12 protein-coding genes are annotated in these 15828 nt (G+C 65.3%); 3 read left to right on the forward strand and 9 right to left on the reverse strand.

The window, feature by feature from the left end; all coding sequences use genetic code 11:
- Position 1: 1 nt before the first annotated feature.
- On the forward strand, positions 2-1453 hold the full coding sequence (locus CI41S_RS19070) for a sensor histidine kinase (protein WP_139861051.1): 1452 nt from the start codon (positions 2-4) through the stop codon (positions 1451-1453).
- Positions 1450-4407, forward strand: a complete 2958-nt coding sequence (locus CI41S_RS19075; RefSeq protein ID WP_139861052.1) for a bifunctional [glutamine synthetase] adenylyltransferase/[glutamine synthetase]-adenylyl-L-tyrosine phosphorylase — start codon at positions 1450-1452, stop codon at positions 4405-4407. Before CI41S_RS19070 ends, CI41S_RS19075 begins: the two co-directional genes overlap by 4 nt.
- 175 nt (positions 4408-4582) lie before the next feature.
- Here CI41S_RS19075 and CI41S_RS44485 read toward each other — a convergent pair whose 3' ends face one another.
- The 9 genes from CI41S_RS44485 to CI41S_RS19120 form a co-directional block, all read right to left on the reverse strand.
- Positions 4583-4729 (reverse strand): hypothetical protein, encoded by a 147-nt coding sequence (locus CI41S_RS44485; protein WP_244626595.1) that lies wholly within the window; start codon positions 4727-4729, stop codon positions 4583-4585.
- Positions 4730-5010: 281 nt separating this feature from the next.
- Positions 5011-5271: a hypothetical protein gene (locus CI41S_RS19085; protein ID WP_139861054.1), complete on the reverse strand. Its 261-nt coding sequence runs from the start codon at positions 5269-5271 to the stop codon at positions 5011-5013.
- Between the two features lie 305 nt (positions 5272-5576).
- Positions 5577-6443 (reverse strand): FkbM family methyltransferase, encoded by an 867-nt coding sequence (locus CI41S_RS19090; RefSeq protein ID WP_172628104.1) that lies wholly within the window; start codon positions 6441-6443, stop codon positions 5577-5579.
- A 104-nt stretch (positions 6444-6547) separates the two neighbouring features.
- On the reverse strand, positions 6548-8089 hold the full coding sequence (locus CI41S_RS19095; protein WP_139861056.1) for a glycoside hydrolase family 26 protein: 1542 nt from the start codon (positions 8087-8089) through the stop codon (positions 6548-6550).
- 461 nt (positions 8090-8550) lie between these two features.
- Positions 8551-8772: a formate dehydrogenase subunit delta gene (locus tag CI41S_RS19100; RefSeq protein WP_139482410.1), complete on the reverse strand. Its 222-nt coding sequence runs from the start codon at positions 8770-8772 to the stop codon at positions 8551-8553.
- Positions 8756-9592: a formate dehydrogenase accessory sulfurtransferase FdhD gene (gene fdhD / locus CI41S_RS19105; RefSeq protein ID WP_139861057.1), complete on the reverse strand. Its 837-nt coding sequence runs from the start codon at positions 9590-9592 to the stop codon at positions 8756-8758. Before fdhD ends, CI41S_RS19100 begins: the two co-directional genes overlap by 17 nt.
- Before the next feature lie 2 nt (positions 9593-9594).
- The gene (gene fdhF, locus CI41S_RS19110; protein ID WP_139861058.1) at positions 9595-12471 is read right to left on the reverse strand and encodes a formate dehydrogenase subunit alpha; all 2877 of its coding nucleotides are present in this window, start codon (positions 12469-12471) and stop codon (positions 9595-9597) included.
- Between the two features lie 11 nt (positions 12472-12482).
- Entirely contained in the window at positions 12483-14039 is a 1557-nt protein-coding gene (locus CI41S_RS19115; protein ID WP_139861059.1) for a formate dehydrogenase beta subunit, read from the reverse strand.
- Positions 14036-14512 carry a formate dehydrogenase subunit gamma gene (locus CI41S_RS19120; RefSeq protein ID WP_139861060.1) on the reverse strand — a complete coding sequence of 159 codons (477 nt, stop codon included), beginning with the start codon at positions 14510-14512 and terminating at the stop codon, positions 14036-14038. Before CI41S_RS19120 ends, CI41S_RS19115 begins: the two co-directional genes overlap by 4 nt.
- 246 nt (positions 14513-14758) lie before the next feature.
- Here CI41S_RS19120 and CI41S_RS19125 point away from each other — a divergent pair, with 246 nt between their 5' ends.
- Positions 14759-15655, forward strand: a complete 897-nt coding sequence (locus tag CI41S_RS19125; RefSeq protein WP_139482415.1) for a LysR family transcriptional regulator — start codon at positions 14759-14761, stop codon at positions 15653-15655.
- The last annotated feature ends 173 nt before the right edge of the window (positions 15656-15828 follow it).

Here is a 15828-nt window from a genome sequence, read left to right on the forward strand (position 1 = left end):
CGTGACCGCCTTCGGCAAACTGATCCGCACCACGGCGTTTCGGCTGACGCTGGTCTACCTGTTCCTGTTCGCGCTGTTTGCTGCGTCGCTGCTGGCGTATTTCGCCTGGAACACGCGGCGGCTGATCACCGAGCAGATCACCACGACGGTCAATGTCGAGGTCGGCGAGATCACCAGCATCTATAACCGCCGCGGCCTGCACGGGCTGTATACTACGATGGGCAATCGCGCGCTGCGCCCGGGCGCCAACCTCTATCTCTTGACCGCGCCGAACGGGCAGGCGCTGGCCGGCAATGTCGGCTCGCTGGCACCGGGCGTAATGAGCGTCCCGGGCTGGAGCGAGACCGCCTATCGCCGGTTCGACGATCAGGACAAGACCGATCATCGCGCGCTGGTACGGGTCACCGAGATGGACAACGGCTTCCGCCTGCTGGTGGGGCGCGATCTCGAGGAGCGGCGGCGGCTGTTCGGCATCGTCGCCAAGGCCGCGCAATGGTCGATCCTGGTGGTCGTCGTGCTCGGCATCGGCGGCGGCATCTTCGTCGCCCGCCGCGTGCTGCACCGGATCGACGCCATGACCGGCACCACGAAGCGCATCATGGCCGGCGACCTGTCCGGCCGGCTGCCGGTCGGCCGCAGCGGCGATGAACTCGACCGTCTGGCGGAAAACCTCAACGCCATGCTGGAGCGCATCGAGGCGCTGATGACCGGCCTCAAGGAGGTCTCCGACAACATCGCCCACGATCTCAAGACGCCGCTGACGCGGCTGCGCAACCGTGCCGAGGAGGCGCTGGCGAAGTCCGGTTGCGAGGCCGACTACCGTGCGGCGCTGGAGCGGACGATCGAGGAGTCCGACGGCCTGATCCGCACCTTCAACGCGCTGTTGATGATTGCGCGCGCCGAGTCCGGGCAGGCGCGCGGCAACATGGACGATTTCGACGGCGCCGACGTCGCCAACGGCATCCACGAATTGTACGAGCCACTCGCCGAGGACGACGGCATGATGCTCAAGGTGAAGACCACGCCGGCGCCGGTCCACGGCAACCGCGAATTGATCAGCCAGGCGCTCGCCAACCTGGTCGAGAACGCCATCAAATACGGCAAGCCCGCGGGCGCGCAGCCGCTCGGCGCGGACGCCAGGGAGATCCTGATCGAGGCGCGCCGCGACGGCGACCAGGTCCTGCTCAGCGTCACCGACCACGGTCCCGGCATTCCCGAGGGCGACCGTAAGCACGCCGTCGAGCGCTTCGTCCGGCTCGAGGCGAGCCGCACCTTGCCCGGTTCCGGGCTCGGCCTCAGCCTGGCCTCGGCGGTCGCCACGCTGCATGGCGGCGAGCTGCGGCTCGGCGATGCCCACCCCGGGCTGGTTGCGACCCTCGTGCTGCCGGCGCGGGTGGGCAGCAGTGACAGGCTTGCGGCTCAAACGCAGGATGTGCCACAGAAGGCGGCATGAATGCCGCCGCGCCGGGAAACGCGGATCGACAGGCTCTGGCCGCGCGCTTTGCGGACGGACCGCACGTCGCCGCTTCCGCATCCGCCGAACAACGCCTGACCGACTGGTTCGCCGAGCTCGAGCCGGCGCAATCGGGCGCGCTCGAGGCGCTGCTGGCCCATCCGTTCGCCCGCGACATCCTGCGCGGCATCGCCGAATTCTCGCCATATCTGTTCGAGCTGGCGCGCGCCGACGCGGCACGGCTGATCCGGATCCTGTCATGCGACCCGGAGTCGCATCTGGGCGACCTGATCGAGACCACCTCGCGCGAGGTGGCCGCCGCTGCCAGCGAGGCCGACGTGATGCAGCTGCTCCGCCGCATGAAGGCGGAGGCCGCGTTGATGATCGCGCTGTGCGACATCGGCGGCGTCTGGCCGGTGATGCAGGTGACCGCGGCGCTGACCGACATCGCCGTGACCTCGGTGCAATCGGCGCTGCGCTATCTGCTCCGGCAGGAGGTCGCGCGCGGCCGGATGACGGCTCCCGATCCCGAACATCCGGAACTCGGCTCCGGCCTGATCGTGCTTGCGATGGGCAAGATGGGCGCCGGCGAGCTGAACTATTCCAGCGACATCGACCTGATCGTGTTCTTCGATCGCAGCGCCACCTCGCTCGCCGAGGACATCGAGCCGCAGCCGTTCTTCGTCCGCGTCACCCAGGCGATGGCGCGGATGCTGCAGCAGCGCTCCGGCGAGGGCTACGTCTTCCGGGTCGATCTCCGGCTGCGCCCGGACCCGGCCTCGACCCAGGTCGCGATCTCCACCGACGCAGCGCTGCATTATTACGAGCGCGAGGGCCGGACCTGGGAGCGCGCCGCGATGATCAAGGCGCGGCCCTGCGCCGGCGACCCCAAGGCCGGCGACGCGCTGATCGCCGAGCTGGCGCCGTTCGTCTGGCGCAAGCATCTGGATTTCGCCGCGCTCGCCGACGTCCACGACATGAAGCGGCAGATGCAGACCTATCGCGGCCAGAGCGAGGTCTCGGTCGAGGGCCACAACGTCAAGGTCGGCCGCGGCGGCATCCGCGAGATCGAGTTCTTCGCCCAGACCCAGCAGCTGATCGCCGGCGGCCGGCATCCGGACTTGCGGGTGCGGCCGACGCTGGAGGCGCTGGACGTGCTCGCCGCCAGCAACTGGATCACGCACGAGGCGCGCGACGAGCTGACCACGGCCTACGAATTCCTGCGCCGGGTCGAGCACCGGCTGCAGATGATCGCCGACGAGCAGACCCATGCGCTGCCCGAGGAGCCGGAAGCGGTCGAGCGTTTCGCGCATTTCTTCGGCTACGCGAGCCGCGAAGCCTTCGCCAGCGATCTGCTCGGCCAGCTCAAGATCGTGCAGAACCATTACAGCAAGCTGTTCGAGGGCGACGATCCGACCGGCACCGCAAGGCTGCCGGATATCAATTACGGCGCTGGGCCGGAGGACGCCCGCCTGATCGAGCATCTCGCCAATCTCGGCTTCAAGAAGCCGGTCGCGGTCGCCGGCACCGTGCAGCAGTGGATCGCGGGCGACTACCGCGCGCTGCGCGTCGAGGCGACCCGCGCGGCATTCCTCGAATTCATTCCCGGCCTGATCGACGGCCTTGCCCACGCCGAGGAACCTGACGACGCGGTGGCGGCGTTCGACCGTTTCCTTGGCGCGCTGCAGCGGGGCGGGCGGCTGATTTCGCTGCTCAGCCAGAACCGCGACTTCGTCGCGCTGGTGGCGTTAATCCTTGGTGCGGCACCACGGCTCGGCGACATGCTGGCGCGGCAGCCGCAGATCATGGACGGCCTGATCGATCCGCGCTTCTTCGGCGCCATGCCGGACAAGAAGGAGCTGTCGGAGCGGCTGGCCGCGACGCTGCAGGATGCCTCGTCCTACGAGGACTTTCTCGATCGCCTGCGGCTGTTCGGCCAGGAGAGCCTGTTCCTGATCGGCACCAGAATCCTGTCAGGCACGGTGTCGGCGCAGCACGCCAGCACGGCCTTTGCCGACGTCGCCGAGGGCATCGTGCACACCGTGCACGGCCTCGTCACCGACCAGTTCGCTGCGCAGTACGGCCGCATCAAGGGCCAGGAGACCGCGATCATCGCGATGGGCCGGCTCGGCAGCCGCGAGATGACGGCATCCTCCGACCTCGACCTGATCCTGCTCTACGACTATGACGGCGAGGCGCCGGATTCCGACGGCGAGCGCTCGCTGCACGGCGCGCAGTATTTTGCCCGCTTCACCCAGCGCCTGATCAGCGCGTTCACGACGCGGACCAATTACGGCGTGCTCTATGAGGTCGACATGCGGCTGCGCCCGTCGGGGCGCGCCGGCCCGGTCGCCTCGCGGATCGACGCCTTCGCCGACTACCAGGAGCGCGAGGCCTGGACCTGGGAGCACATGGCGCTGACCCGCGCCCGGGTGATCTCGGCATCACCTGAGTTTCGCGAGCGGATCGAGGCGATCATCCGCGGCGTGCTGACGCGGCCCCGCGACGCCGCGTCGACAGCAGCCGACGTCGCCGACATGCGGCGCGCGATCGCGCTGGAGAAGGGCGAGGACGATGTCTGGGACCTCAAGCTCGCTGCCGGCGGACTGGTCGACATCGATTTCATCGCGCAGTATCTGCAGCTCGCGCACGCTGCGGCGAAGCCCGAGATCCTCAGCGTGTCGACGCTGCAGGTGCTCGACAATGCCGCCAGGCTCGGCCTGCTTGGCCAGTCCGAAGCCGAGATCCTGCGCTCGGCCGCGCGGCTCTATCACGATCTGACGCAGATCCTGCGGCTTTGCGTCACCGGCAAGTTCAACCCGGAATCCGCCGGCGAGGATTTGCGTCGCGTGATGGCCCGCGCCGGCGACACGCCGGATTTTTCCTCGCTGGAAGCCCGCCTGCGCGAGACCCAGAGCGAAGTGCGGCGGGTGTTCACCGCGATCGTGGGCTAGGGCCAAATGGTGTTGGACCCGTCATCCCCGCGCAATGGCTTCGCCATTGTGGCTGGAGGTGCGAGCTCTTGCGAGCTTGGAAGGATGCACGGCCACCAGCCGGGCCGTCGACCCTTCGAGACGCGCGCAAGAGCGCGCTCCTCAGGGTGACGGTGAGAACCCTGCGCGAGGCGGATCAGTGCGCTGTTGGGCGGCTACCCAAGTGCCACGCGGCCTTCTCCCATTCGGGATCGTCATCGATTCGATAATCAAACTCGCGCCGATAGTCCTTGTTGCTCAGGATCTGACGCAGGACTGCATCGACCGCATCAGGATCGCGCACACGCCAGATGATCTCCCTGAAGCAATCGTGGGTAACGCGAGCGAGAAACGTAGCGGATGAGAACGGAGAGATGCCAGGGGAACAAGGCCTTGAACTCGAATGCCTGAAGCGCGATGTTGACCGTCGCGAATCCAGGCAGTTCTCGCTGACGAAACTCCCTAAGCGAATGTACCTCCTCGGGGAGAACTAGTTTGCTGACGATCATCGGGTGGATCGCTCGTGCTCTACCGCTCGCTCGGCCACCTTGCCGTCGAGTGCCGTCCGCTGCCCACGCCGATCGGTTAAATGAAATCTTCCGACGGCGCCCGCCGCGGCTCGAAGTTTTCAATGAAAATGCGGATCATCGCACCGATCAGGAAGCATCCTTGCAGCGCGACCGCGCTGGAAATAAACGCGACCATCCATGCCGCCAAACCGTCGGTGTGTCCGACGACGTAGGCCACCGGAACGAGGAGGAGGATCGCGGGGAGGCATACATAGACCCTGAAGTAGCGCCCCAGCAGCAATCCGCAAATGCCACTCGCCAGAACGATCCACAACATGGCGCTTCCCTTAACGTCCTTTCGATCGGAGCGGAGGCCCCGGCGATCCGGGGCACATGCCAACATGATGCCAAAGCGTTCAATTCCGGTAAAGTACTGGCTCGGGTCGCCGTTGGGGCGGGGGCGGGCCGGCGCAAGCGCGACCTGGGTAGGGCAGGGGCGTCAAGAGGTAATTTGATACTCTATTTTCGTTTCTCCGCCTGAGCGTGTGATGTCGTGCCCGCGGCTCGGCGGGGAGCGCAGGGAAACATTGTTCTGCCGCTCCGGCTTGCCGGAGCGGGCTCTGTCTTCAGGATTAGGGGCGATCACTCTCTCGCCGCGTGGGTATCGTACCAACCGGGCGGCGGGAATTGCATGGCCGGATTCAAGTAATGTTTGGAGCCCTTGAGGCGAAACACCTTCTCTTGAATCTTGCCGACCATATTGAACATGCTTTTGGGGCCACCACCGAATAGTCCGAGGTCTCCATTGATCGCATATCCGCGAAATATGCTCTTGTAGGCTTCGATGGCTTCGAGTGCGCTGAGCCATCTACCCGGCAATTCATCTCCGAAAAGACCGCTGCTTCCGGTCTTGAACCGCCAATCAACAAAGTTTCCTTCCTTCGGAGCTGCTGGACATTTCTGCATGGAGACGAGTGACTGATCCAGTATCTTGTATTTCCGGTATCCCAGTTTTTCAAAGGTCTCGAACTCTTCGATAAGCTTCTTCCAACTCGTCTTGTCAGATTCGATGGATACGAATTCTGGCAGTTCACGAAGGCCCTCAAGCGACGCCAACGCTTCGAGGTCATTGCCTTCAATATCGATCTTGCAATATCTCGGGACGCCGTGCTCGTTCAGAATGTCCGCTAGTTTGGCGGCGGGTATCGTCAACGTCCGTCCCTTACCTGCGCCAAAGTTCTTGTTGCGTTCGGACCAGTCAGGATTGGTTGTTCCCCACTCCGAAACGCGATCGTCGACATAGAACTTGACGTTTCCGGGCGAATTCGAAACCGCAACGTTGATCACGGTTAGAGCGCCCGAGCTGACGTGCTCCGAAAATCGCTTGCTGATGGACTCGCAGAATTCCGGCATCGCCTCTATGGCGACGACGCGAAATCCTTTTTTCAGATAGAATTCGGTGTCCTCACCCTTGTGGGCGCCCACGTCGTAGATCAGAGTCTTGTCCATGGCTGGTCCTTCGCGCCCCATCGCGTCGATATCGACGCGTCTGCTCTTGCGTCCGTTTCGGAGCCAAGCAGACGCCGTCGACGGTAGTGTGGCAGGTCCTGAAACTAGAACGTGAAGAAGTGGCCGGAGTGCAATCCCGCATCGTGAGCGCTTGCGGGACTTGCGTCCCCCGAATGGCCGAGGGCTGCGTCGTGCCCTGCGGCCATGCGGGCGTCGTTCGCGAGCGCGGTCAAGCTGCCGTGCGCCGCGTCCCCGTCTGCTGTGAAGCTGCCCATGCTCGCGGAATTTGCGTCAGCATGGGCCTGGAGAGCAGAGCCGTTGTCAGCAATGCCATCCATGTGCGCGAGGGTGGTCGGATTGGCTACGGTCGGCGCGAAGTTGAAATGAAATGTATCCCTCGTCGTCTCGACTGCCGCGGTGCTTTGGGCCGCGGCGGCTTCAGCGGCGGCCGGTTGGTTGACGCTCGCGGAGCTGTCGCCGGCCGCGTGGCTGTCCAACGAGCTCGACGCCACGGTTGAGGCCGATCCGGATACGGGTGGGTCGCCAAAATACTTCGCCCACGCCGCAGCCTCGAGCGGCTTGTCGTCGGTGGAACTCGTGAAGCCGTATGATCCGCCGGAGTTCGAATCCCAGATGTTCACGAAGCTGACCTTGACCCCCGACTGAACCAGCGTGTTCGAAAGCCAGTTCACGAATGTCGGATTGTCTGTGAGACCCGCGCCGTCATGCGTATTGCCTGCACCCGTCTCAGCAATGGCAAACGGCTTTCCTGCCGATTTGGCGAGATCGATCAGTTGCTGAAGCGTCGTCGCATGGCCGTCGCTGCCGTCGAGCGACCATTGGTTGGAAGCCGGGTAGGTATAGTAATGTTGGAGGTTCACCGGATCTGACGCCCACTGCTGAACGCTGGAGTCGTAGACCGGCTTGGACGAGTCGAGGACTTGCCCGCTCTTGTCCCAGTCATACAAGTGGGTCGGCGAGCCGTATGGAAACACATCGCCGTAGACATCGGCGGCGATGATATCGACATACTGGTCTCCGGGGTAGGCAGTCTCGATGACGTTGCCGGCGTGGCTGTAGTTCGTCACGCTCGGATTCCACGCCACCTGGATGTTCACGCCCGCCGCTGCGCCCGCGGCGTGCAAGACGGTGTAGATGTGCTGGAACGCCTTCACCCAATCGGCGCGCGTCGCGGCGTCGTCGCCAGCGTAGGAGGGCATGGTATCAATATTCATCTCCCAGCCAGGCCGCCAGATCTGTGTTGTGAAGCCATTGTCGGCCCAGGCCTTGACCATGTTAGTCAGCACCGAATCGTACGCGCCGGACGCGAAGTTCTTGTAGAACTGATCGGGGGTTCCCGCGCCCGATGCCGTCGAACTCATCGGCAGCCCGATCACCGGCGTGACCCCATCGAGTACGGGCGACTGCGCCATCGAGGCCGCATTCCAGCTTGATTGACCAACCCAATCCGAGATCGGCAGGCGCTCGTCACCATACTGATCGAGGAATTGCGGCTTGGTTTTCATGAGGGTCGAGAAAGCGTTGAAGCTTGTCTCGAAACTTGCCTCCTCATTTGAATCAAAATAGTTTGGGTTCCCGACAAAGACTCCGAGGGGGAACGGCGTTGCGCCCGTGCTATCACTCATCGCGTCGTGCTCTCGCTCTGTTTTTTGCTTCAGCGATGGTCTAGGTGGTCATTGCGAACTAATCGTGTCGTCACTCGACACCTGACCGCCGCGAATCTGCCACGCATCCGGCGACTCAATCATGGCCTGGAGCTGCGAGGATGCCGATGCAGAAAAGGTCCTCGGCGATACATCGGCGAAACCAAAACGTCGCCTTCGGGTGTGAGCCGGGAACAGCGTTCGTCCGATGCACGGGCGCGCCTGCACCGCGTGCGTGAACTCGATCTCATCATCATGCCCCGAGCGCAGTGGTGCCGGGCCACAACAGGTCGGGATGCTGCGTCATGGTGACGAGAGGCCGGCTTGCGACAGTCTTGCTGTCGCAGCATTGAAGACCTGAACTTCTATGGCTTGACGATGCCGTACCGGGACCAATCGTACGGAGATACGGGTGTCTTCTCCCGCTCTGCAGCTTCCGGTAGCTACGCCTGCAGCCTCAGCTTCTGCAGGGCGTCGCGGACGTTGGGCTCGAGGCCGGCGCCGCCGGCGTCGAGATGGGCGAAGATCTGCTTGCGCATCCGCGGGTCCCAGAACTTCCAGATGTGCTCGGAAATGCCCTGCACCGCGCGGTCGTGGCCCTGGCTCTGGAAGAACTTTCCGATCTGGTTCGCCATGTAGACCAGTTTGTCAGGCGACGACGACATAAGCGGGCTCCTTGCCGGCCAACGCGCCTGCGACGCGTTCCGGATGCGTGAAGATTTCAAATCCGTCCGACCGCGCGATCGCGGCGAGCGTGATGCCGGCGGCATCGGCCATCTTGACCGCAAGCGCGGTCGGCGCGGATACCGCGACCAGCAGAGGCGCGCCGATCGCGGCGGTCTTCTGCACCATCTCGACCGAGACGCGGCTGGTCAACAGCACCATGCCCTCGCTGGTCGCGACCTTGTCGCGCGCCAAAGCGCCCGCGAGCTTGTCGAGCGCGTTGTGACGGCCGACATCCTCGCGCAGCGCGACGATGCCGCCTGTCTTGGTCCAGAACGCGGCGGCATGCACGGCGCGGGTCTGGTGGTTGATTTCCTGCAGCGGCGGCACCGTCGCGACCGCGGCCATGATCTCGCGCGGCGTGAAGGCGCGGCCCGCCGGCACGATGGCTGCCGGCCGCACCGCCTCGGCGATGGAATCGATCCCGCAGAGGCCGCAGCCGGTGGGGCCGGCAATGTGCCGCCGGCGCTCGGCGAGCCGCTCCGCTTTCTCGGACTTCAGCCACATCCGCAGTTCGATGCCGTCGTCGAGCTCGACGATGTCGAGCGTCTCGATTTCCTCGGCCGACTGCACCACGCCTTCGCTCAGGCTGAAGCCGACCGCGAAATCGCCGAGATCCTCGGGCGTGCCCATCATCACCGCGTAGGTGCCGCCATTATAGGTCAGCGCCAGCGCCGTCTCCTCCGGGATCAGGCGCGCGCCGTCACTGAGGGCGCCGTTGCGCCAGACTTTCCGCTGCGCCTGGTGGACGGGTTCGCGCATCGCTACTCCGCGGCCTCCACGACGGGCGCGATGCGGCGGGAGTGCCGCGCCTGCTCGTCATAGGCCTTCTGCCAGTCGGACGGACCGTTCGACGGCGAGATCTGCACCGCGGTGACCTTGTACTCCGGACAGTTGGTCGCCCAGTCGGAGAAGTCGGTAGTGATGACGTTGGCCTGGGTGTCCGGGTGGTGGAACGTGGTGTAGACCACACCCGGTGACACGCGGTCGGTGATCTCCGCGCGCAGCGTGGTCTCGCCGGCGCGGCTCGCCAGCCGCACCCAGTCGCCGTCGCGCACGCCGCGCTGCTCGGCGTCGTGCGGATGGATCTCGAGCCGGTCCTCGGAATGCCAGACCGCGTTCTCGGTGCGGCGGGTCTGCGCGCCGACATTGTATTGGCTGAGGATGCGGCCGGTGGTGAGGAGCAGCGGATAGCGCGGGCCGGTGCGCTCGTCGGTCGCGACATATTCGGTGACGATGAACTTGCCCTTGCCGCGCACGAAGCCGCCGATATGCATCACCGGCGTGCCTTCCGGCGCCTTCTCGTTGCAGGGCCACTGCACCGAGCCGAGCTCGTCGAGCTTGGCATAGGAGACGCCGGTGAAGGTCGGCGTCAGCGCCGCGATCTCGTCCATGATCTCGGACGGATGGTTGTAGTGCATCTCGAAGCCCATCGCTTTGGCGAGCAGGATCGTCACCTCCCAGTCGGCATAGCCGTTGCGCGGCGTCATCACCTTGCGGACACGCTGGATGCGGCGCTCGGCATTGGTGAAGGTGCCGTCCTTCTCCAGGAAGCTCGAGCCGGGCAGGAAGACGTGGGCGTAGTTCGCGGTCTCGTTCAGGAACAGGTCGTGGACGATCACGCATTCCATCGAAGACAGCGCCGCCACGACGTGCTTGGTGTTGGGGTCGGACTGCAGGATGTCCTCGCCCTGGACGTAGAGGCCCATGAAGGTGCCTTCGATCGCGGCGTCGAACATGTTGGGGATGCGCAGGCCCGGCTCCTTGTTGAGCTTGACGTTCCACATCGCCTCGAACTGCTCGCGCACCGCATCGCCCGAGATGTGGCGATAGCCGGGCAGCTCGTGCGGGAACGAGCCCATGTCGCAGGAGCCCTGCACGTTGTTCTGGCCACGCAGCGGGTTCACGCCGACGCCGGGACGGCCGATATTGCCGGTCGCCATCGCGAGGTTGGCGATCGCGATCACCGTGGTCGAGCCCTGGCTGTGCTCGGTGACGCCGAGCCCGTAATAGATCGCGCCGTTGCCGCCGGTGGCGTAGATCCGCGCCGCCTCGCGCAGCACCTTCGGATCGACCCCGGTCATGATCGCGGTCGCTTCCGGGCTGTACTTGTCCTGGGCGACGAAGGCCACCCATTCCTCGAACTCGCTCCAGTCGCAGCGCTCGCGGACGAAGGCTTCGTTGACGAGCCTTTCGGTGACGATGACGTGGGCGAGCGCGGTGACGACGGCAACGTTGGTGCCGGGCATCAGCGGCAGATGCAGCGCCTTCACATGCGCCGATTCCACCATCTCGGTGCGCCGCGGATCGAGCACGATCAGCTTGGCGCCCTGGCGCAGCCGCTTCTTCAGCCGCGAGGCGAACACCGGATGGGCCGAGGCCGGGTTGGCGCCGATGATCATCACGACGTCGGTGTCTTCCACCGAGTCGAAATCCTGGGTGCCGGCCGAGGTGCCGAAGGTCTGCGACAGGCCGTAGCCGGTCGGCGAGTGGCAGACGCGGGCGCAGGTGTCGACATTGTTGTTGCCGAAGCCGCCGCGGATCAGTTTTTGCACCAGATAGGTTTCTTCATTGGTGCAGCGCGACGACGTGATGCCGCCGACCGCATCGCGCCCGTACTTGGCCTGAATGCCCTTGAACTTCGCAGCGGCGAAGTTGAACGCCTCGTCCCACGACACTTCCTGCCAGGGATCCTCGATCCGCTCGCGGATCATCGGCTTCAGGATGCGCTCCTTGTGCGTGGTGTAGCCCCAGGCGAAGCGGCCCTTGACGCAGGAATGGCCGCGATTGGCCTTGCCGTCCTTCCACGGCACCATGCGCACCACTTCCTCGCCGCGCATCTCGGCCTTGAAGGCGCAGCCGACACCGCAATAGGCGCAGGTGGTGACGACGGAGTGCTCGGGCTGGCCGATCTCGATCACCGACTTTTCGGTCAGCGTCGCGGTCGGGCAGGCCTGCACGCAGGCGCCGCAGGACACGCATTCGGAGCCGAGAAAACTCTCGCTCATGCCGGGCGAGACGCGGCTGTCGAAGCCGCGGCCGGAGATCGTCAGGGCGAAGGTGCCTTGCACCTCCTCGCAGGCGCGGACGCAGCGCGAGCAGACGATGCACTTGGAGGGATCGTAGGTGAAGTACGGATTGGATTCGTCCTTCGGCATCCAGTTGTCGTTGTCGCAGCCGTGCGACTTGGCGAACACGTGGTTGTCGCCCTCATAGCCGTAGCGCACGTCGCGCAGGCCGACCGCGCCCGCCATGTCCTGCAATTCGCAGTCGCCGTTCGCCGCGCAAGTCAGGCAGTCCAGCGGATGGTCGGAGATGTAGAGCTCCATTACGCCCTTGCGCAGCTGCTTCAGCCGCTCGGTCTGGGTGTGGACCACGAGGCCGTTCATGACAGGCGTGGTGCACGACGCCGGCGTGCCGGCGCGGCCCTCGATCTCGACCAGGCAGAGCCGGCAGGAGCCGAACGCATCGACCATGTCGGTCGCGCACAGCTTTGGGATCTGTGTGCCGGCTTCCATCGCCGCGCGCATGATCGAAGTGCCTTCGGGCACGGTGATCTGATTGCCGTCGATGGTCAGCGTGACCATCGTCTCGGATTTGGATTTTGGTGTGCCGAAATCGGTTTCCTGGATCAGCGACATCGTGATCTCCTCTATTCCGCGGCCTGCAGACGGGCCGGTGCGGGACCAAAATCTTCCCGGAAGTGTTTCAATGCGCTCAGCACGGGGTAGGGCGTGAAGCCGCCGAGCGCGCACAGCGAGCCGAACTTCATGGTGTTGCAGAGGTCTTCGACCACCGCTAGGTTTTCCGCGACGCGTTCGCCGTTGATGATCTTGCTGATGGTCTCGACGCCGCGGGTCGAGCCGATCCGGCACGGCGTGCACTTGCCGCAGGACTCGACGGCGCAGAACTCCATCGCAAAGCGCGCCTGCTTCGCCATGTCGACGCTGTCGTCGAACACGACGACGCCGCCATGGCCGATCAGGCCGTCGCGCGCGGCGAAAGCTTCATAGTCGAACGGCGTATCGAACAGCGCGCGGGGGAAATACGCTCCGAGCGGACCACCGACCTGCACCGCGCGCACCGGGCGTCCGGTGAAGGTGCCGCCGCCGATCTCGTCGACGAGCTCGCCGAGCGTGACGCCGAACGCGGTCTCGAACAGCCCGCCATAGCGGATGTTGCCGGCGAGCTGGATCGGCATCGTGCCGCGCGAACGGCCCATGCCGAAATCGGCATAGACCTTGGCACCGTTGTCGAGGATGAAGGGGATCGCCGCAAACGACAGCACGTTGTTGATGACGCTCGGGCGGCCGAACAGGCCCTTGTGCGCCGGCAGCGGCGGCTTGGCCCGCACGATGCCGCGGCGGCCCTCGAGGCTCTCCAGCAGCGAGGTCTCCTCGCCGCAGACATAGGCGCCGGCGCCGACGCGGACCTCGAGATCGAACTCATGTGCCGAGCCGCCGATGCGCTTGCCGAGGTAGCCGGCGCGCCGGGCCGCCGCGATCGCCGCGTTCATCGCTTCGACCGCGTGCGGATATTCCGAGCGGATGTAGATGTAGCCCTTGGTGGCGCCGACCGTGATGCCGGCGATCGTCATGCCCTCGATCACGACGAAGGGGTCGCCTTCCATGATCATGCGGTCGGCGAAGGTGCCGCTGTCGCCCTCGTCGGCGTTGCAGACGATGTATTTGCGGTCGGCGCTGGCCTGCGCCACGGTCTTCCACTTGATGCCGGTCGGGAAGCCGGCGCCGCCGCGGCCGCGCAGGCCCGAGGTGGTGACGTCGGCGAGGATCTGGTCGGAGGTCAGCGTCAGCGCCCGCTCCAGGCCCTTGTAGCCGCCATGGGCGCGGTAGTCGTCGACCGAGCGCGGATCGATCACGCCGCAGCGCGCGAAGGTGAGGCGGGTCTGCCGCTTCAGCCAGGGGATCTCGTCCGTGACGCCAAGCCGCAGGCCATGCCGGCCGTTGCCGGCCATCGCATCGAGCAGCGACACGACGTCGGCGACGGTCACCGGGCCGAACGCGACGCGGCCCTGCGCGGTCGCCAGTTCGACCATCGGCTCCAGCCAGTAGAGCCCGCGCGAGCCGGTGCGCACGATCTCGACCGCAACGCCGCGGTTGGCCGCGGCCTGCTCGAACGCCAGCGCGACATCGTCGGCGCCGACGGCAACCGCGCCGGCATCGCGGGAGATGAAGATCCGCATCGTCATCGCTGTGCCTCCGCAACCAGCGCGTCGATCCGCGCCTCGTCGAGCCGGCCGACCACGCGGCCGTCCAGCATCGCCGAGGGCGCGGTGGCGCACAGGCCGAGGCAGTAGATCGGCTCCAGCGTCACGCGCTCGTCCGCCGTGGTGTTGCCGAGGGCAACGCCGAGTTTCGCCTCCGCGCGCGCGGCCAGCGCATCGCCGCCGGCGGCCTGACACGCCTCGGCGCGGCACAGCTTCAGGACGTGGCGCCCGGCCGGCTGCTTGCGGAAGTCGTGGTAGAAGGTGAACACGCCGTGCACCTCGGCGCGCGACAAATTGAGGGCCTGCGCGACCATCGGGATCGCCGGCTCCGGCACGTAGCCGAAGGCCTCCTGCAGCGCGTGCAGGATCACCAGCGTGGCGCCCTCCAGGGCGGCATGTTCGGCGATGATTTCAGCGCCGCGCGCCTCGTCCCAGGGTTCGTATCCCGATGTCATTCGCGATTCTCACGATCAGATTTTTTGCTTCCTCCATAGAGTTGGAATCGCTCGAAACATCAATAAAGCTGTCTCATGCGGCGATTGCGAAAGGCGATTAATAGCGTTGTGCGATCGGTTGATTTGTGATCGCAATAATGATGGGAAATCACGGACTTCGGGCGCGCTTTGGGATTACGGATCGCCCAGCGATCGTGCTACTTGTGACTGCATCGGGACACCGTTTTTCTGATGGGGTTTGATACCTTGATCGACAAGCTTGAACTTCTGCTGGCGCTGGCCAAGGAGCGTCATTTTGGTCGGGCCGCGGAGGCCTGCGGCGTCACACAGCCGACCATGTCGACCAGCCTCAAGCAGCTCGAGGAGATCCTCGGCGTCATGCTGGTGCAACGCGGCTCCCGCTTCCAGGGATTCACGCCGGAAGGTGAACGGACCCTTGATTGGGCGCGGCGCATTGTCGGCGATGCCCGGGCGATGCGGCAGGAGATCAACAGCCTCAAGGACAAGCTGTCGGGCGAGATCCGGATCGCCGCGATCCCGACCGTGCTCGGCATGGTGGCGTCGCTGACCACGCCGTTCCGGGCACGTCATCCCGACGTGCGCTTCCGCATCCAGTCCTGCACCTCGGCGGATGTGCTCGGCCTGCTGGAAAATCTCGAGGTCGATGCCGGGCTGACCTATATCGAGAACGAGCCGATCGGCAAGGTTCGCACCATCCCGCTCTACAATGAGAGCTACCGTCTGCTGACGGCGCCCGACGCGAAGTTCGGCGACCGCAAGGAGGTGACGTGGAAGGAGGTCGGCACCGTGCCGCTCTGCCTGCTCACGCCCGACATGCAGAACCGCCGCATCATCGATCGCGCGCTGACCTCGGTCGGCGCCGAGGTGACGCCGACGCTGACCTCGAACTCGCTGCTCGTGCTCTACACCCATGTGAAGACCGGCCGCTGGGCGAGCGTGATGCCGGCCAAGCTTGCCGAGACGCTCGGGCTCGCCAACGCCGTCCGCAGCATTCCAATCGTGGACCCCCTGGTGAACTACAGCATCGGCATGGTGATCCCGCAACGCGATCCGATGACGCCGCTGATCGCCGCATTGGTGCAGGTCGCGCGCGAAGTCGCGCCGACGCTGGAGACGGCGTAGCCCGCGCCATCGGCCGACGCTCTTTCTTCACGGTTCCCTCCCGAGACGATCGCCAGACCAGTCGCGCCGCGCGTTTGCCGCTTTGTTGCCTGCTTTAGAAGCATCGCGCCGCTTGGTGCGGTCAATCCTCTCGCGCACGCGGTAATAATGGAACTCCCCGACGACTCGGCGGT

Origin of the sequence: Bradyrhizobium ivorense (assembly GCF_900696085.1) — a bacterium.
GTDB lineage: Bacteria > Pseudomonadota > Alphaproteobacteria > Rhizobiales > Xanthobacteraceae > Bradyrhizobium > Bradyrhizobium ivorense.

Excerpts from the sequence above, each read along its gene's own strand:
- CI41S_RS19100 (WP_139482410.1), bottom strand. The coding sequence starts at position 8,772 with ATGTCGTCGTCGCCTGACAAACTGGTCTACATGGCGAACCAGATCGGA.
- fdhD (WP_139861057.1), bottom strand. The coding sequence starts at position 9,592 with ATGCGCGAACCCGTCCACCAGGCGCAGCGGAAAGTCTGGCGCAACGGC.
- CI41S_RS19090 (WP_172628104.1), bottom strand. The coding sequence starts at position 6,443 with ATGGACAAGACTCTGATCTACGACGTGGGCGCCCACAAGGGTGAGGAC.
- CI41S_RS19075 (WP_139861052.1), top strand. The coding sequence starts at position 1,450 with ATGAATGCCGCCGCGCCGGGAAACGCGGATCGACAGGCTCTGGCCGCG.
- CI41S_RS19115 (WP_139861059.1), bottom strand. The coding sequence starts at position 14,039 with ATGACGATGCGGATCTTCATCTCCCGCGATGCCGGCGCGGTTGCCGTC.
- fdhF (WP_139861058.1), bottom strand. The coding sequence starts at position 12,471 with ATGTCGCTGATCCAGGAAACCGATTTCGGCACACCAAAATCCAAATCC.
- CI41S_RS19095 (WP_139861056.1), bottom strand. The coding sequence starts at position 8,089 with ATGAGTGATAGCACGGGCGCAACGCCGTTCCCCCTCGGAGTCTTTGTC.
- CI41S_RS19085 (WP_139861054.1), bottom strand. The coding sequence starts at position 5,271 with ATGTTGTGGATCGTTCTGGCGAGTGGCATTTGCGGATTGCTGCTGGGG.
- CI41S_RS19120 (WP_139861060.1), bottom strand. The coding sequence starts at position 14,512 with ATGACATCGGGATACGAACCCTGGGACGAGGCGCGCGGCGCTGAAATC.